Raw genomic sequence first — 22,643 nt, 5'->3', positions numbered from 1 at the left:
TCAGCTTTCCGGTTGCGCGCCGCCCTCGGCGGTCCGCTTCTCGATAAAGGCCCGCAGCGCCTCAACCCGGTCATCCTCCAGATCCGGCCGTTTGTCTTCGGCCAGAATCGCCTGCCACACCCCGGTCGCCCGCGTTGACGCATCCTGCGCACCGCGCTCAGTCCAGGTTCCGAAATTGGCATAGTCATGCACAATCGGCTCGTAGAATTCCGAATTGTAGCGCTCCATCGTCTGCGGCGCGGCAAAGAAATGCCCGCCCGGATCGACATGCAGCAGCGCGTTGTCAAACCCGATCTCATCCGCCTCGGCCTGCCGTCCGGCACACAGTTCGGCTACCATGTTCAGCACTTCGGCATCCGTGACGAGCTTTTCGTAAGACACCGACAATCCCCCCTCCAGCCACCCGGCGGAATGGATCACCACGGTCGCCCCGGCCATCAGGCACCCCCACAGGCCAAACTGGTTCTCGTTTGCCGCCTGCACATCGTTGCAATTCGACGCCGATCCCGCCGCCGACCGCCACGGCATCCCGATAAACCGCGCCAGCTGACCGGCCGCCAGGGACGCCTGAAAATGCGTCGGCGTGCCAAACGCAGGCGCGCCGGATTTCATGTCTACATTCGACGTAAACGTCCCATAACAGATGGGCGCTCCGGGACGCGTCAACTGGGTGAGCGTGATCGCCGCCAAGGCTTCGGCATGGCTGAGCGTGATCGCACCCGCCACGGTGATCGGGGCCATCGCCCCCATCAACGTAAACGGTGTGACAATCGACAATTGGCCAAAGCGGGCAAAATCAATCAACCCCTGCGCCATCGGCACATCCAACATGCGCGGGCTGTTGGTGTTGATGATCGTATAGCTGTGCGGCTGCGCCACAAAGGCATCGTCAGACAGCCCGCGAAACGCCTGCAGCATCTCGAAATTGTCCACCGTCTGCGGCGTACCCCGCGCAAACATAAACGGAAACTTGTCCGTCAGCGTCAGCTGCGCTTCGGTGGTAAAGTAATGGCGCAGATGGGTGGGCACGTCCTGGGGTTCCACCGATGGCGACATCATCTGAAAGACATCAAAGTGATGCGCGATCTGCGTGTATTCCCGGTAATCCTGCCCGCTGCCCGGACGCCGCCCGCGCACAAGATCGGTCGCATGCGGCGCACCGGCCCCCGGTTGAAACACCAGGCTGCCCAGCTCCAGCACAACATCGCGCCGACGCGCACCGGCCTTGCACAGGATGGATTTCGGCGCGGTCTGCAACGCGGCCTCGACAAGGTCGCGCCCGATAAACACCATCTCGGAGGTCTCATCGACACGCGTCCCGCCCCGCGCGAAAATCGCGCGCGCCTCTGGCAACAGAACCTTCATCCCCAGCTCTTCAAGGATGCGCAACGCGGTGTCGTGCATGTTGGCGATCTGGTCGGTGGAAAACACGTCCATTGGCGGGAACGGGTTCTTCAGGGTGCGATAATCGACCTCGCGCGTTGGCGCTGCATCCGCCTTGGCCGCCCGGCCACGACGACGCCCGCCGCGCGCTGGCGTGGACGACTCAACACCCACGCGCGCACTCCGACCCGGCAGTCCGCATGCCGACCATCAGCCGCGTGCGCCGCAAAACAGTCCGATACCCCGACCTCATGTGGTGCGCTCCCAAGTGGACCAACCAAAACAGACACCCGGTCCCCGACTGGTCTGGACAGTCCTGTCCATTTCCAAAGCTGAGCATGAATGGACACACCTGTCCAGAAAAACCAACGGGACTGACCGGGCAGATCACCTGCACCGGTTCAGAACCATGAGGATTGGAAATTGGTCGGGCTGAGAGGATTCGAACCTCCGACCCCCTGCTCCCGAAGCAGGTGCGCTACCAGGCTGCGCTACAGCCCGACCGTGGGGGCGGAATTACTGCCGCACCGGCTTTTTGACAAGCGTTGTTTTCGACGCAGGCCCCATCACGTGCCATGCGACCCGCAATTCAGTCATCTGTTTCAGGTGGAACTTTGTCTCGAAACCGCCCTGAGGTCATCAATCCGCTCAACCGCAAGGTCGACGGCGTGCCAACCCGCGTCCGGGTACGCAGAACCGGTGTGGTTTTCGACGTGCCAACCTTGCTTTCGCGGAACACGATAAACAGGCCGGACGCGATGATGATCGTTGCACCAACCGCCGTATACAGGTCAGGCCGTTCGTCAAAGAACAGCAACCCGTACACCGTCGCCCACAGGATCTGCGAATACTGCATGGGTGCCACGATGGCCGCTTCTCCGGTTTGATAGGCCGCGATAATGAACCGCGCGGCAATCCACGCCATGACGGAAATCACCGCCAACATGCCCAGATGCTCAATCGGCATCGGCTTGTAGACGAAGGCCAGTGCCGCCCCCATCACCACGAAATTGCCGACCATCGGGTACAGCAGCATCACCACCGTGCGTTCCTCGGCACCGATCTTGCGCACGATGATCGACGCAAACGCCCCACCAAAGGCTGCAAGGATCGCGGCGATGTGTCCGGCGGTCAAATCCGTGGTCCCGGGGCGCAGCACCACCAACACCCCAAGCAACCCGACAATCACCGCCGCCCAGCGCATGATCCGCACCGTTTCCCCCAGAATCGGGATCGACAGGATTGTAATGATCAGCGGCGTCGCAAACAGGATCGCATAGGTCTGCGTCAGTGGCAGATGGGCAAAGGCGTAAAACGCCGACACCCCCGTCACCACGCCCGCAACAGTCCGCACCGCCATCCACCAGGGATGCACCGGCACCAATGTTCCCGGTTTCGCATCACGCATCAGCATGATTGTCGCCAGCGGAAAGCTCAGCAACACGCTGAAGAACACGATCTGGATGGGGGAATACACCGCCCCCAACGTCTTGATAAAAACGTCGTGGGTCGAAAACAGCCCAAAGGCAATCAGGGCCAGCACAGCGCCCTTGGCGTTGGACGACATCGCTGGCCCCCTTTCTGCTTACAAGCTCGCGTCCAGCGCCGCGATGATCGCATCACCCATGTCGGTGGTGGACATCGGTGTGCCGCCCTCGGGCCCCATAAGATCCGCGGTGCGCGCGCCGTCTGCCAGCACGGTCTCAATCGCCGCTTCCAGCCGCGCCGCCTCATCGCCCTGATCGAACGAATAGCGCAGTGCCATTGCAAAGCTCAGGATACAGGCAATCGGGTTCGCCTTGCCCTGCCCGGCAATGTCCGGGGCCGATCCGTGAACCGGTTCGTACAGCGCTTTGGGACGACCGTTCGCCATCGGCGCGCCAAGGCTCGCAGAGGGCAACATACCCAGCGACCCGGTCAGCATCGCCGCCGCGTCCGACAGGATGTCGCCGAACAGGTTGTCCGTCACGATGACGTCAAACTGCTTGGGATAGCGGCACAGCTGCATCGCACCGGCATCGGCATACATGTGGCTCAGCTCGACATCCGGGTAATCTTCGTCATGCACTTTCTGCACAACTTCGCGCCACAGGATGCCCGATTCCATTACGTTGGCCTTCTCCATCGAGCAGACCTTGTTGCCGCGACGCCGCGCCAGTTCAAACGCCGACCGCGCCACGCGGTCAATCTCGCTTTCGGTGTAGCGCTGCGTGTTGATGCCGACGCGTTCGTTGCCCTCTTCAAAGATGCCGCGTGGCTCTCCGAAATAGATGCCCGACGTCAGTTCGCGCACGATCATGATGTCGAGGCCCGCAACAATGTCTTTCTTCAGCGACGAAAAATCCGCCAGCGCGTCAAAGCACTGCGCCGGGCGCAGGTTTGCAAACAGGTCCATTTCCTTGCGCAATCGCAGCAGGCCACGTTCCGGCTTCACGCTGAAATCAAGGTTGTCGTATTTCGGACCACCCACAGCCCCCAGCAGAACCGCATCAACCTCTTGCGCCTTTGCCATCGTGTCATCATGCAGCGGCGTGCCGTGCTTGTCGTACGCGGCACCCCCAACAAGGTCTTCGCTCACGTCGAATTGCAGGTCACGTTTCGCGCCGTACCAATCGATGATCTTGCGCACTTCGGTCATTACCTCGGGGCCAATCCCGTCACCGGGCAAAATCAGAAGCGAAGCGTTGCTCATCGTGGGACTCCTTTGTCATCCAAGTTGCGCTTCGCCTAGACCCGCTTGCTCCGAGGGTCAAGGTGACGGGCGATTCCGAAGCAGGATGTCCACGGTGATCAGGCGGTGTTTTTGATCCGGCACCAGCGGCCAGACCCGCGCCTGCCGCACCGCCATGTTCCTCGATGGCAAAAGATAAGACACCCGCATCGGCCCCGGTCGGTCCCACATCGCCGTGGGGGTCTCGGGTAGCGGGTCCTGAAACGGTCCGTCGCGCAGGAACGTCTCCATCGCGTCCCGGTATCCATCGCCGCGCTGCGGATCAAGGTTGGTATTCGCCATGAACACCAGCGCCCCATCCCGCCGCTCTTCGATGATCTGGCTCCACAACCGCAGCTCATCCAGATTGCGCCGCCCGTTGCGGTCCTCCGGCCCGTCGAACACCGGCGCACCGGCATGCCCGATCAGCAGGTCCAGACGCATCCCGTCCGTGACCTGCACCGGGACAACCCAATGCCCTCCACTGGACAGACGGCGGTCCTCCCAACCCACATCTATCGGCGTCACATGCGTGTCCGCAAAGTCCTTCCAAAGCAGCGCATTGAACGATGCCATCTCATGGTCGACAATCGGAAACCGCGATAGGATTGCCAACGCGCCCTGCCCGGGAAACAGCCCGTACGCGTGCATATCCTCGGGTTCCCCCAAACGCCCGTCCCCATCCAGATCGTGCCACGTTGGAAGGCCGGAATTGGACGGCAATGCCCGAACATGGTGATGCCCATCCCCCACCAGATCCCGCAACGCGGTCAGCGCCAGTGCCTGAGCGTCGTAATCAAATTTCGTCAGGACAACGATATCGGCATCCGCCGTCCGGATCGCGTCGGCCAGCGCAACAAGCGACGCCTGCTCCTTGCGCAGATCGCGCAACAAAAGTCCGGGGCCCTCGCGCGAAAACGGCACATGCCACAGCGCCAACCGCAGCTCACCCGCAAAGGCCGCTCCGGCAAAGATCAGGAAAATACAGACACACCCGATCAGGCGATTTGCAATTCGTCTTCCTGCGCATAGGCGCGGCGACGTTTCTCTTCGATCAGAGCCGCCACCCGGAACAACGCAATGCCCCGCATCATCAATGTCAGTGGCAGAAACGCCCACGCGCACAGAACCCAGATCAGAACCTCTGGCACCGTAAGGATGGTGGGATCGAACGCCCCCATCCACATCCGCAGCAGCGCCGGGATCAGGAATGGCAGCAGAAACCCTAAAGCCAGGTTAATATGTGCATCGCGTTTCAACCGAAACAGAACATCCTTGCCAGAGGTCGGGTCAAACAACGGCAGATTGATCCAGAAATTGAACGCCTTCTTGCGGATGGGCCAGAAAATGAACCGGGCGTGCACCCAGAACAAACACAGCGTGATCAGCGTCACCGCAAAAAGAACGCTCGCCATGCGTGTGACAGCCGCAACATCAAACAGCTGCGGCAGATCGCCAAACGCAATCGACATCAGGTGCACCGGCGAAAACGGAAAATCAAAGGCCACTGCCGCATCATGCGACCACCCCTGCAGCAAGGTCTGCGGCACATGCGCGCCACGCCCGTCCGACGCGGTCAGCAACGAGGCGAACATCACGCAAAAGAACAGCCCCAGGAACCGAAGCCGGTTAAAGGGCGGAGCGTCCCGGAACTCAAGAAAGGTGGGGTATTCGCTGTAATACTCGGCAAAGGTCACAACCGCCGCCACAAGCGCCACAAGCGCCGCCATCTGCGCGGCATCGCTGGACGTGCCCGGCAACACAAGCGACGGAATCGCCACAAGGAACGCCATCAATAGCGCACGGATAGCTGATCCAATGATCCGCTTGACCACTCTGGTTTCCTCTCAACTTGGACGGACGCGATACGATGCCGTGCCCTTGTTCCAAATTTTGTGACCGTCGGATGGGACGGCCTGCCTCATTATTGCCCTATTGTTGCCCAAGTTCGGATTCCCGCTCAACGCCTACTGCGGGTCGGGTCTACGAAATCCCTGTTTTTGCAGAATAACTGGTGCGCGAATACATCAACGACCGATGCCAAATGTGGCAATCGCAGAAGAACCCACAACATGTTGTAAGCTCGCCAAATACGGTCTCACGCACCCTCACCCATCGGGCCATCGCCGTGGGAATGGCGCACGATATGGAACCCTTCGTCGTCGGATGGCGGTACAAAATGCGCCGAAACGTGATGAAACTGTGCATCGCTCACCGTGAAGGGATGCGTCCCCGCCGCGTTGCGGGCGTGTAACCTCTTCAGACAGACCTCGTCAGGAACGTCCAGAACATGCAGCGCATGGGACGCCTGTGTCTGCTCAACAATCCCCCGCATCCAGCGCCGCGCATCCACGGTGTTGGCCTGAAAATCAAGAACGACGGACACACCGGCAGTCAGCAAGTCCGCGATATGCGGCCCGATCATCGGGCGAAACCTTGCCATCGCCCGCATGTAATCCGCAACCGATGCAAGCTGATCCGCATAAAGCCCGTGCAGCCACACGTCTTCTGCGATCACGACCGTACGCGGCTGCGCACCCAATCGCGCCGAAAGCGTCGACTTTCCGCTCGCGATCTTGCCGCACATCATGTGAAGGGTCGGACTGTCCTTTGCCATACCAGCAATCTTGCGAACCACGGGCACGCGCACAACCCGTATCACACAAAAAAAGGCCGCCCCACCGGGACGACCTCTCAAAGTTTACCCTAAGGGATTTAAACCCAGGGACGCGCCTGTTCGGCCTGCGCTTCGAACGTGTCGATGGACTTGGCTTTTTCCATCGTCAAACCGATGTCGTCCAGACCATTCATCAGGCAATGCTTCTTGAAGCTGTCCACCTCGAACGAAAAGCTCTCGCCGTCCGAACTGGTCACAACCTGGTTTTCCAGATCAACCGTCATCCGCGCGTTCGAGCCCTTCTCGGCATCTTTCATCAGCACGTCGACGGCCTCTTGCGGCAGAACAATCGGCAGAATGCCGTTCTTGAAGCAGTTGTTGTAAAAGATGTCGGCAAACGAGGTCGACACAACCGCCCGGATGCCAAAATCTTTCAACGCCCAAGGCGCGTGTTCCCGCGACGATCCACAGCCAAAGTTGTCCCCGGCAACAAGAATCTCTGCCTCACGATATTGCGGCTTGTTCAGCACGAAATCAGGGATCTCGTTGCCGTCATCATCATAGCGCATCTCGTCAAACAGGTTCACGCCCAGACCCGACCGCTTGATCGTTTTCAGGAACTGCTTGGGGATGATCATATCGGTGTCGATATTCACCAACGGCATAGGCGCCGCGATCCCGGTGAGTTTTTCGAACTTTTCCATTACATCATCTCCCGCACGTCGGTCAGTTTCCCGGTCACAGCCGCAGCCGCAGCCATTGCAGGCGACATCAGGTGCGTCCGGCCACCCCGGCCCTGACGGCCTTCGAAGTTCCGGTTGGATGTTGCCGCACAGCGCTCACCCGGCTGCAATTGATCGGGGTTCATTGCAAGGCACATGGAACAGCCTGCAAGACGCCATTCGAACCCGGCGTCCTTGAAGATGTCCGCCAGACCTTCTTCCTCGGCCTGCGCACGAACCAAGCCTGATCCGGGCACAACCATTGCACGCTTCACGGCGATCTTCTTGCCCTTGAGGATTTCCGCAGCCGCGCGCAGGTCTTCAATCCGACCATTGGTACAAGAGCCGATGAACACGGTGTCGATCTCGATATCCGACAGCTTCTGTCCGGGCTTAAGACCCATATAGTCCAAAGACCGCTGTGCCGCGCCAACCTTGCCACCTTCAAAGCTCTCGGCAGCAGGCACCTCGGCTGTGATCGGGAGAACATCCTCGGGTGACGTGCCCCATGTCACAACAGGCGCGATGTCTTCGCCCTTGATGGTCACAACCTTGTCCCAATGCGCATCGTCATCGGAATAGAGCGTCTTCCACCACGCCAAAGCGGCTTCCCACTGTGCCCCTTTCGGCGCGTGCGGGCGGCCCTTCACGTATTCAAACGTCTTTTCATCCGGCGCGATCAGACCCGCGCGCGCGCCACCTTCGATCGCCATGTTGCAGACCGTCATGCGACCTTCCATCGACAGATCGCGGATCGCTTCACCGCAATACTCGATCACGTAACCGGTGCCACCGGCGGTTCCGGTCTCACCGATCACGGACAGGGTGATGTCCTTGGCGGTCACACCGGGGCGCAGCTTGCCGGTGATCTCGACCTTCATATTCTTGGACTTCTTCTGAATCAGCGTCTGCGTCGCCAGAACGTGCTCAACTTCGGATGTGCCGATGCCGTGCGCCAAAGACCCAAACGCGCCATGAGTCGCGGTGTGGCTGTCGCCGCATACAACCGTCATGCCCGGCAGTGTCCAACCCTGTTCGGGGCCGACGATATGCACGATGCCCTGCCGCACATCGGACACCGGGTAATAATGAATGCCAAAGTCCTTTGCGTTCTTGTCCAAAGCCTCAACCTGAACACGGCTGTCTTCGGTCATGGTTGCCGCGTTGGCACGGTCCAGCGTTGTCGGAACATTGTGATCCGGCACCGCGATCGTCTTGTCCGGTGCGCGCACCGACCGGCCCGCCATGCGCAGACCTTCAAAGGCCTGCGGGCTTGTCACTTCGTGAACAAGGTGGCGGTCGATATAAAGCAGGCAGGTGCCATCGTCGGCTTCATGCGCGACATGGGCATCCCAGATTTTATCATAGAGCGTTTTGGGGGACATCTGTCCTCTCCCTTACAGCAAAGCAATGTGAATGTGTTGGTCGGGGTCTCGCGCGGATGCGCGTCAGGATAGTCGCGCCCGCACCGTGTGCGCCGCACCGAAGAATCGTTCACGCAACCGCGCGCGATCATCCATGTCAAAAACCATCGTCATGCACGCTGTCCTACATCATCAGACCGGCCAGTCGCAAGCCTGAGCCACGTGGCGCGGCCGCGCGCCAGATAAAATGTGATCCGGACCACGTCCACACGCGTACCTATCACTGCGAGGGACTTATGCTGACCAAACTTAACATCATCAATCTCGGGCTGATCGCCCTGCTTGCAGGCATTCTTGCGGTCCATACCGCCGGGGCCGACACGTCAGCGTGGCCGGAACCTGTGATCCTGCCGTTCATCAGTTCCTAACCGGTTGCGCCATCGCAACCGCAATGCGACGCTGCACCAAAAGAAGCAGCGGTAGCGCACCATGGAACAAGAGGCCGTCACCACCGAGGCACTGACCGAACTTGCCCTGGGCTCGTTCGCGTGGGTGCAGGCGTTTGTCGACAACCTGTTGCGGCCATGGAACGCCTACCAGCTTGGTATCGCGCTGGGCGTGTTCGTTGCGGCGCATCTGCTTGCCGCTCTGCTCAAGCCACGCATGCACGATTGGATGCGCACCCGCGAGGGCTGGCCGAAATGGCGCATGCGCATCCTCGTCGTGTTGCATCGACGGTTGCGGATGATCCTGTTTGTCCTGCTGATCTGGATCGTCGTTTTCGCGATGCGAGAGATCACCTGGCCCTCACGATCCTATCTGCTGAGCATCATTGCAAACCTGTCGACAGCCTGGCTGTTCATCGTCCTTGCCACGCGACTGATCTCGAACACGCTGATCCGGGGCATCGTGCGCTACGGCGCGTGGATCTGGGTCACGCTGTCGATCACCGGCCTTGCAGACGAGGCGCAATCGCTTCTGGAAAGCGCCGCCTTTGATCTGGGCGAATCGCGGTTTTCGCTGTGGATCATCCTGCAGGCCATCGTGTTTCTTGCCGTCCTTCTGGCCATCGCCCGCCTGATCAGCAGCTCTACCGCCGCCACCATTCGCAAGAACGAAGACATCTCGCCCTCGATGCAGGTTCTGGCGATCAAGTTCCTTCAGGTCACGCTTTACGGGGCCGCGTTCTTTATCGCGCTGCGGATTGTCGGGTTTGACCTGACAGGTCTGGCCGTTCTGTCCGGTGCCATCGGTATCGGCATCGGCTTTGGTTTGCAGAAGGTGGTGTCGAACCTTGTGTCCGGCATCATCATCCTGCTCGACAAGTCGATCAAACCCGGTGACGTGATTTCACTGGGCGACACGTTTGGCTGGATCAACTCTCTGGGCGCGCGCTATGTCAGCGTGGTTACACGCGACGGGCGGGAATACCTTATTCCCAACGAAGACCTGATCACCGGGCAGGTGGTGAACTGGTCGCATTCCAACGAATTTGTCCGCCTCGATATCTATTTCGGCACCGCCTATCAGGACGATCCCCACCAAGTCCGCGAACTGGCAATCGCAGCGGCGAAATCTGTTGACCGGGTGCTCAGCTTCAAACCCCCGGTGTGCCACATTGTCGGATTTGGCGACAGCTCGGTGGACTACATCCTGCGGTTCTGGATCCGCGACCCCACCGGCGGGCTGACCAACATTCGCGGCAATGTCTACCTGGCCCTCTGGGACGCGTTTCAGGAACACGGCATTTCGATCCCGTTCCCGCAGCGCGAGGTCAAAATGCTCGAAGGGTCGGTGCTGGCGACAAATGGTCCTGCCGACTGACGGGACGTTGTGGCTGACTCCGCCCCGACGGTTGCCCATACTGCGCGCAACAGAATTGGGGGACTTCCATGGCAGACGATATTGTAATCCTTGACGGCGCGCGCACCGCGATTGGCACCTTTGGAGGCTCACTTGCCGCCACGCCACCGATTGATCTGGGCGCAACAGCCGCCAAAGCCGCGATGGAGCGGTCGGGCGTCGACGGCGGCCAGATCGGCACCGTCGTCTTTGGCCACGTCATCAACACCGAACCGCGCGACATGTACCTGAGCCGCGTCGCCGCCATGCAGGCGGGCATCCCCGACACCACCCCGGCGATGAACGTGAACCGTCTGTGCGGATCAGGCGCGCAGGCGATTGTGTCGGCGATCCAGTCGCTGATGCTGGGTGACGCGGACTTCGCCTTGGCAGGCGGGGCCGAATCCATGAGCCGCGCGCCCTATATCGTGCCCGACCAGCGCTGGGGCGCCAAGATGGGCGACATTCGCACGCTCGACATGATGCTGGGCGCACTCAACTGCCCGTTTGGCACCGGCCACATGGGTGTCACCGCCGAAAACGTCGCGGCAGAGCATGACATCACCCGCGACATGCAAGACCAGTTTGCAATGACCAGCCAGGACCGCGCCGCCAAGGCCATCGCCGAAGGCCGGTTTGCCAGCCAGATCGTGCCCGTCGACGTGAAAAAGAAACGCGAGACGGTGGCGTTTGACACCGACGAACACCCCAAGGCGACCAGCCTGGAAACACTCGGCGGCCTGCGCACGGTGTTCCAGAAGGACGGCACGGTCACGGCGGGCAACGCATCAGGCATCAACGATGGCGCTGCCGCGATCTGCCTTGCAACGGCAGGGGCTGCGGAAAAAGCCGGTCTCAAACCCCGCGCGCGGGTGCTGGGCTATGCCCACGCAGGTGTCCGACCCGAGGTGATGGGCATCGGCCCGGTGCCAGCGGTCGAGAACCTTCTCAAGCGCACGGGTCTGTCAATCGGTGATTTCGATGTCATCGAAAGCAACGAAGCCTTCGCCGCACAGGCACTTGCGGTCAACAAGGGGCTTGGCCTTGACCCGGCCAAGGTGAACCCGAATGGCGGTGCGATTGCCCTGGGCCACCCGGTGGGCGCAACCGGTGCCATCATCACCGTGAAGGCGTTGTATGAACTGGAACGGATCGGCGGGTCCAAAGCCCTGATCACCATGTGCATCGGCGGTGGGCAGGGCATTGCGCTGGCCATTGAACGGCTTTAATCGCCTAAAAATTAGGCGGTGTAACCCACGGGTAACCGCATAGGTTGTATTTTGAACCCGGCTGACATCGTTCAGCCGGGTTAATTTCTTTTTCACCATGATCCCCGAAAGTCGCAGCGACGAAAACGGAGGTCTGGATGAGTCTCGCCAACAAATTGGCCGAGGAACGGCGCGCGCGGCTTGCTGCGGAACGCCTTTTGGAACTCAAACAGGCCGAGCTTTTCGCCGCCAATCGCAAGCTGGGCAATCACGCCCAACAGCTGAGCGAAGAAATCGTCGAAACCCGCGCCGAAGTGGCGATGGTGCGGGGCGAAAACCAGCGGGTGAAAACCGAACTGGGGGTTGCACACGAAAAGATCCAGATCGCCGAACGCCGCCTGTGGCATTCGATTGAAACCATCCAAGACGGCTTTGCCTTTTTCGACGCCGACAACCGCATGATCGTGGCGAACCGGGCCTATCTGGCGATCTTTGATGGCCTGGAAGAGGTGCGGCCCGGCATCACCTATCCACGGATTCTTCAGCTTCTGACCGAAGAAGGCATCGTCAATATCGGCAACGGCCCCCCTGCCGAATGGCGCGCCCGGATGCAGGACCGGTGGCAGCAGGACGTGCCCGAACCGATGGAGCTTGAGCTGTGGAACGGCCAGCACATCCGCGTGTTTGACCGGCGCGGTCCGTCGGGGGACGTGGTCAGCCTTGGTCTCAACATCACCGAAAGCGTGCTTTACGAACAGCAACTGCGCGAGGCCAGCCGACGGGCCGAGGCCGCGAACCGCGCGAAATCGGCGTTTCTTGCCAATATGAGCCACGAAATCCGCACCCCCATGAACGGCGTGGTGGGGATGGCCGATCTGTTGACCGAGACCGATCTGGACAGCGAACAGCGGCTGTTCGTCGAAACCATCAAGAACTCTGGCGAAGCGCTGTTGGTGATCATCAACGATGTGCTCGACTATTCCAAGATCGACGCCGACAAGCTGGTGCTGCACCCCGAACCCTTCGATCTTGAAAAGACGCTGCACGAGGTGGTGATGCTGTTGCAGCCCACGGCGCGGGGCAAAGGACTGACCCTGCGGATCGACTACGACATTTTCCTGCCCACCCGGTTTGTGGCGGATCCCGGTCGCATCCGGCAGATCATCACCAACCTGATGGGCAATGCGGTGAAATTCACGCTTGAGGGCGAAGTGCTGTTGCGCGTCGTTGGCGTGCCCGGTCCGGACGGCCAAACCACCCTGCACATCACGGTCGAAGACACCGGCATCGGCATTTCGCCCGACAAGGTCGATCACGTGTTCGGAGAGTTCAATCAGGTCGAAGACGACCGAAATCGTCAATTCGAAGGCACCGGGCTTGGCCTTGCCATCACCAAACGCCTGATCGAATTGATGCAGGGCGAGGTCTGGGTTGTTTCCGAAGAAGGCGTCGGCAGTTGCTTTGGCTTTCAGGTGACTCTGCCCATTGACGAAAGTGACACGACCCAACCGCAGTTGTCGCCGGACCTGACGCGGATCCTTGTGGTGGAACCTTCGGATCAGGACAGCGCGACGCGTCTGATCAATCAGGTCAGCGCGATTGGGGCGAAACCGATTGTTTGTACTGATCCCCTGGATCTAACGCCCGACATGCTGCAAGACGTCAGCCTTGCCCTGCTGGCGCTAGAGCCGGGCACCCCGGATTTTGACAACGTCCTGAACCGGTTGCACGGGTGTGCCATCCCACCCCCGATCCTGTGTCTGGCAACAGATCAGAAAGCCGCATCCCGGCACTGTCCGGACGGCACACATGTCATCCAGCGCCCGGTGTCGCGCGCGGCGCTTCTGGAGGCGATCCAGTCCACAGCGGTCGCGCCTCCCCTCCCGACACAGACCGACACACCTGCACTGTCGTCACTTGGCCCGCCCAAAGTGCTGCTGGCCGAGGACAACCGCACCAACCAGATGGTGTTTCGCAAGATGGTCGGGAAACTGGACATCGATCTGCGCACCGCCAAGGACGGGTTCGAAGCGGTTGCGGCGTTTCAGGACGACCGCCCTGATGTGATTTTCATGGATATTTCCATGCCCGGCATGGATGGCAAAGAGGCCACCGCCAAGATCCGGCAGATCGAAGGACCCGGCCCACAGGTGCCGATCATTGCCGTGACCGCGCACGCGATGGAGGGGGACCGGGAACAGATCCTTGCGGCGGGGTTAACCGATTACCTGACCAAACCTCTGCGCAAGGCCGCGTTGATCGAAAAGCTGGAGCTTTATTGCCCGCAGGTTCAACTCGCCTCGTAAGGACGAACGAAGACGGGTTTGTCCGCGTCGGACAGGTCCTCGCGGTAGGCGTATCCGCCAAGGTCGAAATCCAGAATACCCGCCGGATCGGTGAGACGCTTCTGAATCACAAACCTCGCCATCGCGCCGCGGGCTTTCTTGGCAAAGAAGCTGACCATCTTGGGGCCCTTGCCGTCGCCTTTGTCTTCCATAAACGCCGGTGTGATGATCCGCAGGCCCAGCGCCTTGGGTGGCACCGCGCCGAAATATTCCTGGCTGGCGCAGTTTATGAGCGTGTCGGTGCCAAGGTCAGACGCCTCGCGCTTGAGTTCCTTCGCAATCTGGTCACGCCAGTAGTCATAAAGGTTTCCGCCGCGCCGGGTTTTCAGACGGCTGCCCATTTCAAGCCGATACGCCTGAATCCCGTCCAGCGGTTTCAGCACACCGTACAACCCCGACAGGATGCGCAGATGATCCTGCGCCCAGCGCATTTCATCGGCATCCAGCGTGTCGGCCTCAAGCCCCTGATAGGTGTCCCCGGCAAAGGCCAGCGCGGCAGGACGCACATCGTCTTGTGAAGGTGCGTCCTCGAACGCGCGAAAGCGGTCGCGGTTGAGCTTGGCCAGATCATCGCTGAGATCCATCAAAGCCTTGAGATTGCCCAGCGTCAGATTGCGCGAGGTTTTTGCCAGACGGTTGGCATCGTCCTGAAACACCGGGGTGGTCATCTCAACATCACGCTCGGACCAATCGAGACGTTTGGCCGGGGAAATCACGACGAGCATGGCAGCACCTTTGGTTAACGCAGTTCGATCAGGATCTAGTCCGCCGCGCGCAGGACGTCCAGAAACGTCTGGGCAAATCGCTCGGCCCGGCGGTCGCCGATGATGCGGGCGATGCCGTCTTCGTCACGGGGTTTGTTCTGCGCCAGCTTTGCGAGTTGGCCTGCTTCGCAAGACATCGGCTTCAGCGTGCCGCATTCCCCCCGCAAAAGCGCCGCCTGACTGTCGAGCAGCGCATCATAGAGACCACCCGCGCCCTTGCTGGCCAGTTTGCGGCGGGCGGGATGGGTGTCCTGCACCTCTCCGGCGATCACTTCGAGAAACGCGCGGCCGTAGCGTTCAAGTTTCTTGGCACCAACCCCGTTGATGCGCGCCATATCATCCAGCGTTTGCGGGCGTGTTTCAGCCATTTCGATCAGCGTGCGGTCCGGGAAGATGACATAGGCGGGAACTGATTGTTCCTCGGCCAGGTGGCGGCGTTTGGCCTTGAGCGCCGACATCAGCGGCGCGTCTTCGTCGCTGACCAACGTGCGCACCTTGGGGCGGCGTTCGCTGGCGGCGTCTATGCTGTCGCGGCGCAGGGTGATCGACGCCTCACCGCGCAGGATCGGACGGGCGCTTTCCGTCATCACCAACGCGCCGTGCCGTTCGGCGTCGGGGCGCATGAGGTCGTGCCCCATCATCTGGCGGAACACCGCCTGCCATTCCCCGCGTTTGAGGTCTTTACCGACGCCGAATGTGGGCAACTGGTCATGACTGCGGGCAAGCACCTTTTCGGTCTTGGTGCCCAGCAGGATGTCGATCAGGTGGCCGGCACCAAAGCTTTCGCCCGTGCGCAACGCGGCAGACAGCGCTTTACGCACCGCTTCGGTGCCGTCGAACACCTCGGCCGGTTTGTCACACAGATCGCAGGTGCCGCAGGTGATGTCATGTTCGCCGAAATACCCAAGCAAGGTCTTGCGGCGGCATTCGAGCGCTTCGGCCAGACCCAGCAACGCGTTCAGGCGTCCGTGATCCGCATGGCGGCGTTCGGGCGGGGCCAGCCCTTCGTCAATCTGGGACCGGCGCAGGCGGATGTCGTCGGCCCCATAGAGTGTCAGCGTTTCGGCAGGTGCGCCATCGCGCCCGGCGCGGCCGATTTCCTGGTAATACGCCTCGATGGATTTGGGCAGGTCGGCATGCGCGACCCAGCGGATATCGGGTTTGTCGACACCCATGCCAAAGGCCACGGTGGCGACCACGATCAACCCGTCTTCGGTGGCAAACCGCGCTTCCACGTGACGGCGCTGATCGGCTTCCATGCCGCCGTGATAGAAACAGGCGGTGTGGCCTTCGGCGTTGAGCGCCTGAGACAGCGTTTCGGTCTTGGCGCGGGTGCCGCAATAGACGATGCCGGACTGGTCCTTGCGAGCGGCGGCAAATTCAAGGATTTGCTGTCGCGGTTTGTTCTTGGGCGCAAACATCAGGTGAATGTTGGGCCGGTCAAACCCGCGCAGGAAGGTGCGGGGGGATTGACCATCGAACAGGCGATTTACGATTTCTTCCTGGGTTTCTGCATCTGCCGTCGCGGTGAAGGCCGCCAAGGGCACATCCAGCGCGCGGCGCAGTTCGCCGATGCGCAGGTAATCGGGGCGGAAATCGTGGCCCCATTGGCTGACGCAGTGGGCCTCGTCTACGGCGATCAGGGACACGCCTGCCTGGGCCAACATCCGCTGGGTTCCGCCCGAGGCAAGCCGTTCGGGCGCAAGGTACAGCAGTTTTAACGCACCCGAATGCAGCATGTCCCAGACGGCGTCATTTTCTTCGTCCGTGTTGGCCGAGGTCAAAGCACCCGCCGCAACACCCGCTTCACGCAATCCGCGCACCTGATCGCGCATCAGGGCGATCAAGGGGGAAATCACCACGGTCACACCGGACCGCACCAGCGCGGGCAATTGGAAGCACAGCGATTTGCCACCCCCCGTGGGCATGATGGCAAGCACGTTTTCACCCTGCGTCACAGCCTCTACAATCTCGGACTGGCCGGGACGGAAGCTGTCGAATCCAAAGACGTCGCGCAGAATGCTGTCTGCGTCGGACATATCGCGGGGCATGGGTGACCTGTCAGGTTCTTAACTAAATCTGCTCTGAGCCTGACAGTCTCATACTAAGGATAGGTGAACAAGGCATTTTGAAATGACTGAGGCCTCGCATAGACGAGGCCTCAGGACAGTGACACAATCTAGACTGACCAGAGCTTGTCATCGCTCAGCGGCCAGCCTGCCTAGTGATCTAGGTCTTCAAGCCCGATACCGGGTTACAAGTCGTGATATATGTCTGAACCATTAATTTTTCAAGAATATAAGCCTAGCGCCGCCCGCACACCCTCCCTCACAGCTGCCAAGTCCTCTTCACTCACTTTTGGCGCAAAATACTGCCGTCGACCAACTTTAAATCGGTCTAATCGCTCAAGCGACACATTTGCGAGGAGATCACACTTCGCCCAACACGCCACAGCATCGTCTTCAGTTGGATGGTAGTTCTTGGTCAGCTTTACGGCATAAGCCACCTCAAACCGAGGCTCAGTCAGACTGATTGGAACGACGGTTGCCAACCGGATCGGTAAGGAAGCTTGGAAGACACAACAATGACCGGTCGTTTCTTAACAATCTCCGGGGCGATAAAGCCACGGAAGTCGCAAACCAAAACATGACCCGGATGCGGGTGAAACGTAAGCGGCATTAGAAACTGTAGAACCAGCCCGCATTATTCGCCAGGACGATGCGCAGGATATAGACGCCGATCAGCGCAACAAGCGGGGCAAGGTCGATCCCCGACATGGGCGGGATGATCCGGCGCAGGCGCGAATACAGCGGTTCGAGAATGCGGTTCAGCGCATCCCAGATCTGGGCAACGATGGGTTGCCGCAGGTTGAGCACCTGAAAGTTGATCAGCCAGCTCATGATGACATGGGCAATGATGAAGAACCACACGATGTCGAGAAGCAGCATGAGGATCTGAAACAGCGATTGCATCGTGGGTGTTCCTTTGTCTGTCGCAGGCCAAGAGGTAGGGGCATCCGGGCCGAAGAACAAGAGAGAGAGCAGTTGCCGCGAGGTCGCGGTTGACGTGATCGGCGGTGAGGTCAACTGAAGGCGCAACAGGAGTAAACGTATGTACCCGCTGATCCGTATGGCCCACAGCATGTGGACCGCCCGAAAAGCCCCGGACATGGGGTTGCTGGACACCTATGTGTCGCACCATCGCTGCTGGCCGTGGGATATCGACATGTGGATGGAGCTGAACAACGGGCGCACGCTGACGCTGTATGACCTTGGCCGCATCCCTCTGGCGCAAAAGAACGGCTTGCTGGACGTGATCCGCAAAGAGCGCTGGGGATTGACCATGGCGGGCGTTGTCGTGCGGTACAGACGCCGGATCCGGACTTTTGAGAAGATCGAAATGCGCAGTCGGCTGATCTGCTGGGATGCGCGGTTCTTTTATATCGAACAGTCGATGTGGAAAGCCGATGGCGAATGCGCGAACCATGCGGTGTACCGGTCTGCGGTCACTGACCGGAACGGGATCGTCGCGGCGGACCGGGTGGCGGATGCGATGGGGTTTGCCGGTGTCACGTCACCCGAGATGCCCGTTTGGGTGGCGCGTTGGCTTGAGGCCGAAGAGGCGCGTCCGTGGCCCCCGATGCAGGATGCTACCTGAGCGCTTGTTGACTTGCCGGACCCTGGTTTCCTGCCCATAACCCGGTCAGGGGGACGCAGGATGGTGCAACGTGGTCTACGCAAACGGATTTGGGGCTGGTTCTTTTTTGATTGGGCCAGTCAGCCGTATAACACGCTTCTACTGACGTTTATCTTTGGCCCCTACATCAAAGAGCTGATCGGCGATGGAACCACTGCGCAGTCTGCGTGGGGGTTTGGCGTGGGTGCGGCAGGTATCGTGATCGCACTGGCGGCCCCGGTGCTGGGGGCGCTGGCGGATACCGGTGGCAATCGCCAGCGTTGGATCTGGCTGTTTTCGCTGATGTATATCTTGGGGGCTGGTGGGCTGTGGCTTGCCGTGCCCGGTGAATTCAACCTTTTTGTCGTGTTGGTGTTCTTTGCCATTGGCCTGATCGGCATGGAGTTTGCGACCACTTTCACCAATTCGATGTTGCCCGACCTTGGAACACCCGAAGAGATCGGGCGCATTTCCGGCAACGGCTGGGCGTTTGGATATGTGGGCGGATTGATTGCGCTGGCGATCATGTTGCTGTTTTTCGCCGAAAGCGCAGAGACCGGGAGAACACTGATCGGGCGGGACCCGGCATTTGGCCTTGACCCGGACCTGCGCGAAGGCACGCGAGCGGTTGGACCGCTGACCGCGATCTGGTTCGCGGTCTTCATGGTTCCGTTTTTCCTGTTTGTCCGCGATCCGAAAACCCGCAAGGCGCCTGACGGCGCGATCAGGCAAGCGCTGCGGGATCTGCGCGCAACGCTTGTGCGGTTGCCCCGGCAGAGATCGCTGTTCGCCTATCTGGCCTCTGCCATGTTTTACCGCGATGCGCTGAACGGCATGTATGCGTTTGGCGGCATTTATGCGGCAGGTGTTCTGGGGTGGGGGGTGCAGCAAACCGGGACTTTCGGGATCGTGGCGATCATTGCCGGTGCGATTGCGGCGTGGCTGGGGGGAAAGGCCGATGTGCGGTTTGGGCCAAAGCCGGTGATCGTGCTGTGCATCCTGATCCTCACCGCGGTTGGGATTACCATCGTGATGATTTCGCGCGACGCGTTTTTCGGCATTCCGCTGGCCGAAGGGTCTGTGGTGCCTGACATTGCCTTCATGATCATCGGCGCGGTGATTGGCGCGGCCGGGGGTGTGATACAATCGGCCAGCCGCACCATGATGGTGCGACAGGCCAACCCTGACCGCATGACCGAAGCATTTGGGCTTTATGCGCTGTCGGGCAAGGCGACCAGTTTTCTGGCTCCGTTGCTGATCGGGATCACCACCTATGCCACCGGATCACAGCAATTGGGGGTCAGCCCGGTGATAGGGCTTTTCCTGATCGGGTTAGTCTTGCTAGTCTGGGTGAAACCAAACGGGCAGCGGGCGGCAGCATGACACGGTTTTCTCTCTTATTCGGACTGGCATTTCTTTTGACGGCATGTGGCGGGGCCGAGGCTCCGTCCTCGAACAGCTCTGCCGGGGTATCGGCCAATCGCAGCGCGGGTGTGTTGAGCACGCGGCAGGCCAAGCAACTGTTCGGCGGCATGAGCAACGGATCGGCGCAATCGGCCGCCGCCTACGGGGGCTATGCCAAAGGCTGCATGGCCGGTGGTGTGCAATTGGCCGAAACCGGGCCTACATGGCAGGCCATGCGCCTGTCGCGGAACCGCAACTGGGCGCTGCCGGTCACCGTGGATTTTGTGCAGGACCTGTCCCGCATCGCGGCGCGCGAACCGGGCTGGAAGGGGCTTTATGTGGGCGACATGAGCCAGCCGCGCGGCGGGCCGATGCTGACCGGGCATCGCAGTCATCAGATCGGGCTGGATGCGGATATCTGGATGCTGCCTCCGGACCGGCTCAACCTGACACGCAGTGAACGCGAAAACATCTCGTCGATTTCTATGCGCCGGGCCAATGGGGCGTTCACCAACGACAAGTGGACGAAGTCGCATCACAATATCCTGAAAGCGGCGGCAAAAGACCCGCGTGTGTCGCGGATTTTCGTGTTTCCCGGGGCCAAGGTCGCGATGTGCAACGCCGAAAAAGGGGACCGCAGCTATCTGCGCAAGATCCGGCCCTGGTGGGGGCATCACTATCATTTCCATGTCCGTCTGTCCTGCCCGCGCGGGATGCGCGGATGTGTGGACCAGTCCCCGCCGCCACGGGGGGACGGGTGTGCCGATGCGCAGCAATGGGTGAACAATATCCTCAACCCGCCGCCCCCGGACCCGAACGCGCCGAAACCAAAGCCGCGCCGGGAACTGACATTGGGTGATCTGCCTGCGCAGTGCTCTGCTGTGCTGTCGTCCAACTGACCTCCGTGACCGCTGGATACACCATGACACGCACGCCCCAAGCCGCGCGGTTCCTTTCGTCGTTTGAATGGACCAAGGACCGCGAGCATTTCGGCGGGTATTCGGCGATCAAGCTGTCTGACGATGGCAGTAGCTTTGTCGTGATGAGCGACAGGGGGCATCTGATCGAAGGGAGCATTTTTCGGCACAACGACACGATCATCGGGGTGCGGAGCAAGGAAATTACGAAATTCGCCTTTCCGAAAGAGCTGTTCGGCAAGCGACCGAAAACCGACACCGAAGGGATCGCGCGCGATGCGTCCGGGCGGCTTTACGTGTCGTTCGAACATGAGAACAGGATCGCGCGGCAGGAGCATGACGGAACGTGGTCCTTGCTGCCGACCCATCCGGAAATCACGGCCCTGCCCAAGAACAAGGGGCTGGAAGCGCTGGCCATTGGGCCGGATGGCGCGGTGCTGGCCATTCCCGAAGTGTCGGACGGGCTGTTGACGCCGTTCACCGTCTACCGGTTTCGCGAAGGTGCGGGCTGGGACACGGAGTTGCGCATTTCGCGCCATCCGGGGTTCCTTCCGGTTGGGTCGGATTTCGATATCTATGGCCGGTTGTATGTGCTGGAACGTGGATTCGCCGGGTTTGGGTTTTTCAGCCAGGTGCGCAGGTTCGATATGCGGGACGCCGGAGAGATCAGCGGCGAGGTTCTTTTGACCACCCGCGCGCGGGTGCACGACAATCTGGAAGGGCTGTCGGTCTGGATGACACCGGACAAGCAAGTGCGGCTGACCATGGTGTCGGACGACAACTTTCAGCGGTTCCAGAGGACAGAAATCGTGGAATACGCGGTCGGTAACTAACTTGTGCCTGCCAAAATGTCGCGCTATGGGTCGCGCCATTCCCGAATGACGGGAATCAAGTCCCCGCAACCTTGCAAAAACGGGAGCCAAAATGACCCGCGCTCATATTCCTGGCATTCTTGCCATGGCCCTCATCGTGTTGGCCTCAAATATCCTAGTCCAGTTCCTGTTTGGCAATTGGCTGACCTGGGGGGCGTTCACCTATCCGCTTGCCTTTCTGGTGACCGATCTGATGAACCGTCTGTATGGTGCCGGCCCGGCCCGTCAGGTGGTGTTTATCGGCTTTATCGTCGGTGTGTTCTGTTCGCTTGTCGGCACGCAGATCCAAGGAGAATTCGGGCCTCTGGTGACCTTCCGCATTGCCTTGGCGTCGGGTGTGGCGTTTCTGACAGCGCAGCTTCTGGATGTGGCGATCTTTAACCGCATGCGCGAAGGCGCGTGGTGGCGCGCGCCGCTTGCGTCGTCGCTGGTGGGTGCGACGGTGGATACCGCGCTGTTCTTTACCATCGCGTTTTCCGGAACGCTGGTGTTCCTTGAACCCGAAAACGATGTGTCCTGGGCAGGGGACATGCTGCCGATGCTGGGTGCGGGGCCGGTTGCGCCGCTATGGGTGTCGCTGGCGGTTGCCGATTGGATGGTCAAGCTGGCTTTGGCCCTGATCGCACTGGTACCATTTCGACTCATTGTTCTGCGATTTCGCGGAAACTCGGTCCGCACCTGAAAAAATCGCTTGCAGTTATGAAAAACCGTGCCACGCTGAGGGGGCGTTTTGTAACAGCTGAAAGGAGGTGATCCAGTGTCGAGAGAGGTATTGGAGAGAGGTGTCGGAACAGTTCGGGAGGCACACATCTAGGGCAGC

20 protein-coding genes and 1 tRNA gene are annotated in these 22,643 nt (G+C 60.3%); 9 read left to right on the top strand and 12 right to left on the bottom strand.

Going from position 1 to position 22,643, the window contains the following annotated elements; genetic code table 11:
* The 9 genes from MWU54_RS15170 to leuC all read right to left on the bottom strand — a co-directional run bounded on the left by MWU54_RS15170 (window position 1) and on the right by leuC (window position 8,817).
* Window positions 1-1,557 carry a trimethylamine methyltransferase family protein gene (locus tag MWU54_RS15170; protein ID WP_247085368.1) on the bottom strand — a complete coding sequence of 519 codons (1,557 nt, stop codon included), beginning with the start codon at window positions 1,555-1,557 and terminating at the stop codon, window positions 1-3.
* A gap of 250 nt (window positions 1,558-1,807) precedes the next feature.
* Window positions 1,808-1,884, bottom strand: a tRNA-Pro gene (locus MWU54_RS15165).
* Window positions 1,885-1,972: 88 nt separating this feature from the next.
* The gene (locus MWU54_RS15160; RefSeq protein ID WP_247085366.1) at window positions 1,973-2,950 is read right to left on the bottom strand and encodes a DMT family transporter; all 978 of its coding nucleotides are present in this window, start codon (window positions 2,948-2,950) and stop codon (window positions 1,973-1,975) included.
* An 18-nt stretch (window positions 2,951-2,968) separates the two neighbouring features.
* On the bottom strand, window positions 2,969-4,075 hold the full coding sequence (gene leuB / locus MWU54_RS15155) for a 3-isopropylmalate dehydrogenase (RefSeq protein ID WP_247085364.1): 1,107 nt from the start codon (window positions 4,073-4,075) through the stop codon (window positions 2,969-2,971).
* 57 nt (window positions 4,076-4,132) lie between these two features.
* Window positions 4,133-5,032 (bottom strand): endonuclease/exonuclease/phosphatase family protein, encoded by a 900-nt coding sequence (locus tag MWU54_RS15150; RefSeq protein WP_247085362.1) that lies wholly within the window; start codon window positions 5,030-5,032, stop codon window positions 4,133-4,135.
* Window positions 5,033-5,091: 59 nt separating this feature from the next.
* Window positions 5,092-5,928, bottom strand: a complete 837-nt coding sequence (locus MWU54_RS15145) for a hypothetical protein (protein WP_247085360.1) — start codon at window positions 5,926-5,928, stop codon at window positions 5,092-5,094.
* 263 nt (window positions 5,929-6,191) lie between these two features.
* On the bottom strand, window positions 6,192-6,710 hold the full coding sequence (locus MWU54_RS15140; protein ID WP_247085358.1) for an ATP-binding protein: 519 nt from the start codon (window positions 6,708-6,710) through the stop codon (window positions 6,192-6,194).
* Between the two features lie 98 nt (window positions 6,711-6,808).
* Complete coding sequence (gene leuD / locus MWU54_RS15135) at window positions 6,809-7,414, bottom strand: 3-isopropylmalate dehydratase small subunit (RefSeq protein ID WP_247085356.1); 606 nt, start codon at window positions 7,412-7,414, stop codon at window positions 6,809-6,811.
* Window positions 7,414-8,817: a 3-isopropylmalate dehydratase large subunit gene (gene leuC / locus MWU54_RS15130; protein WP_247085354.1), complete on the bottom strand. Its 1,404-nt coding sequence runs from the start codon at window positions 8,815-8,817 to the stop codon at window positions 7,414-7,416. Before leuC ends, leuD begins: the two co-directional genes overlap by 1 nt.
* A 275-nt stretch (window positions 8,818-9,092) precedes the next feature.
* Here leuC and MWU54_RS18765 point away from each other — a divergent pair, with 275 nt between their 5' ends.
* From MWU54_RS18765 to MWU54_RS15115, 4 genes are all read left to right on the top strand, one after another.
* The gene (locus tag MWU54_RS18765; protein ID WP_281496133.1) at window positions 9,093-9,224 is read left to right on the top strand and encodes a hypothetical protein; all 132 of its coding nucleotides are present in this window, start codon (window positions 9,093-9,095) and stop codon (window positions 9,222-9,224) included.
* A 61-nt stretch (window positions 9,225-9,285) separates the two neighbouring features.
* A complete protein-coding gene (locus MWU54_RS15125) occupies window positions 9,286-10,620 on the top strand; it encodes a mechanosensitive ion channel domain-containing protein (RefSeq protein ID WP_247085352.1) in 1,335 nt (444 codons plus the stop codon).
* A 68-nt stretch (window positions 10,621-10,688) separates the two neighbouring features.
* Window positions 10,689-11,867 carry an acetyl-CoA C-acyltransferase family protein gene (locus MWU54_RS15120; RefSeq protein ID WP_247085349.1) on the top strand — a complete coding sequence of 393 codons (1,179 nt, stop codon included), beginning with the start codon at window positions 10,689-10,691 and terminating at the stop codon, window positions 11,865-11,867.
* Between the two features lie 137 nt (window positions 11,868-12,004).
* Window positions 12,005-14,152 carry an ATP-binding protein gene (locus MWU54_RS15115; RefSeq protein WP_247085347.1) on the top strand — a complete coding sequence of 716 codons (2,148 nt, stop codon included), beginning with the start codon at window positions 12,005-12,007 and terminating at the stop codon, window positions 14,150-14,152.
* Here MWU54_RS15115 and yaaA read toward each other — a convergent pair.
* The 3 genes from yaaA to MWU54_RS15100 all read right to left on the bottom strand — a co-directional run bounded on the left by yaaA (window position 14,137) and on the right by MWU54_RS15100 (window position 17,927).
* The gene (yaaA, locus tag MWU54_RS15110) at window positions 14,137-14,916 is read right to left on the bottom strand and encodes a peroxide stress protein YaaA (RefSeq protein ID WP_247085345.1); all 780 of its coding nucleotides are present in this window, start codon (window positions 14,914-14,916) and stop codon (window positions 14,137-14,139) included. The two genes, MWU54_RS15115 and yaaA, sit on opposite strands and share 16 nt — an antisense overlap.
* Window positions 14,917-14,951: 35 nt before the next feature.
* Window positions 14,952-16,994, bottom strand: a complete 2,043-nt coding sequence (gene recQ, locus MWU54_RS15105) for a DNA helicase RecQ (protein ID WP_247085343.1) — start codon at window positions 16,992-16,994, stop codon at window positions 14,952-14,954.
* Between the two features lie 639 nt (window positions 16,995-17,633).
* On the bottom strand, window positions 17,634-17,927 hold the full coding sequence (locus tag MWU54_RS15100; RefSeq protein ID WP_247085341.1) for a YggT family protein: 294 nt from the start codon (window positions 17,925-17,927) through the stop codon (window positions 17,634-17,636).
* A gap of 139 nt (window positions 17,928-18,066) precedes the next feature.
* On the opposite strand from MWU54_RS15100, the gene MWU54_RS15095 reads away from it, so the two are divergent.
* The 5 genes from MWU54_RS15095 to MWU54_RS15075 all read left to right on the top strand — a co-directional run bounded on the left by MWU54_RS15095 (window position 18,067) and on the right by MWU54_RS15075 (window position 22,505).
* Window positions 18,067-18,612, top strand: coding sequence for an acyl-CoA thioesterase (locus tag MWU54_RS15095; protein WP_247085339.1), 546 nt, complete (start codon window positions 18,067-18,069; stop codon window positions 18,610-18,612).
* Between the two features lie 60 nt (window positions 18,613-18,672).
* Window positions 18,673-20,013, top strand: a complete 1,341-nt coding sequence (locus tag MWU54_RS15090) for an MFS transporter (protein ID WP_247085337.1) — start codon at window positions 18,673-18,675, stop codon at window positions 20,011-20,013.
* A complete protein-coding gene (mepA, locus tag MWU54_RS15085) occupies window positions 20,010-20,933 on the top strand; it encodes a penicillin-insensitive murein endopeptidase (protein WP_247085335.1) in 924 nt (307 codons plus the stop codon). The genes MWU54_RS15090 and mepA overlap by 4 nt, the downstream gene beginning before the upstream one ends.
* 23 nt (window positions 20,934-20,956) lie before the next feature.
* A complete protein-coding gene (locus MWU54_RS15080) occupies window positions 20,957-21,784 on the top strand; it encodes an esterase-like activity of phytase family protein (RefSeq protein WP_247085332.1) in 828 nt (275 codons plus the stop codon).
* 91 nt (window positions 21,785-21,875) lie between these two features.
* Complete coding sequence (locus MWU54_RS15075) at window positions 21,876-22,505, top strand: queuosine precursor transporter (protein WP_247085331.1); 630 nt, start codon at window positions 21,876-21,878, stop codon at window positions 22,503-22,505.
* Window positions 22,506-22,643: the final 138 nt, after the last annotated feature.

It is taken from the genome of Marivita sp. S6314 (assembly GCF_023015985.1).
Classification (GTDB): Bacteria; Pseudomonadota; Alphaproteobacteria; order Rhodobacterales; family Rhodobacteraceae; genus Marivita.
Note: the sequence above shows the minus strand (reverse complement) of the source record. Positions and strands in the feature narration are given on the sequence as shown.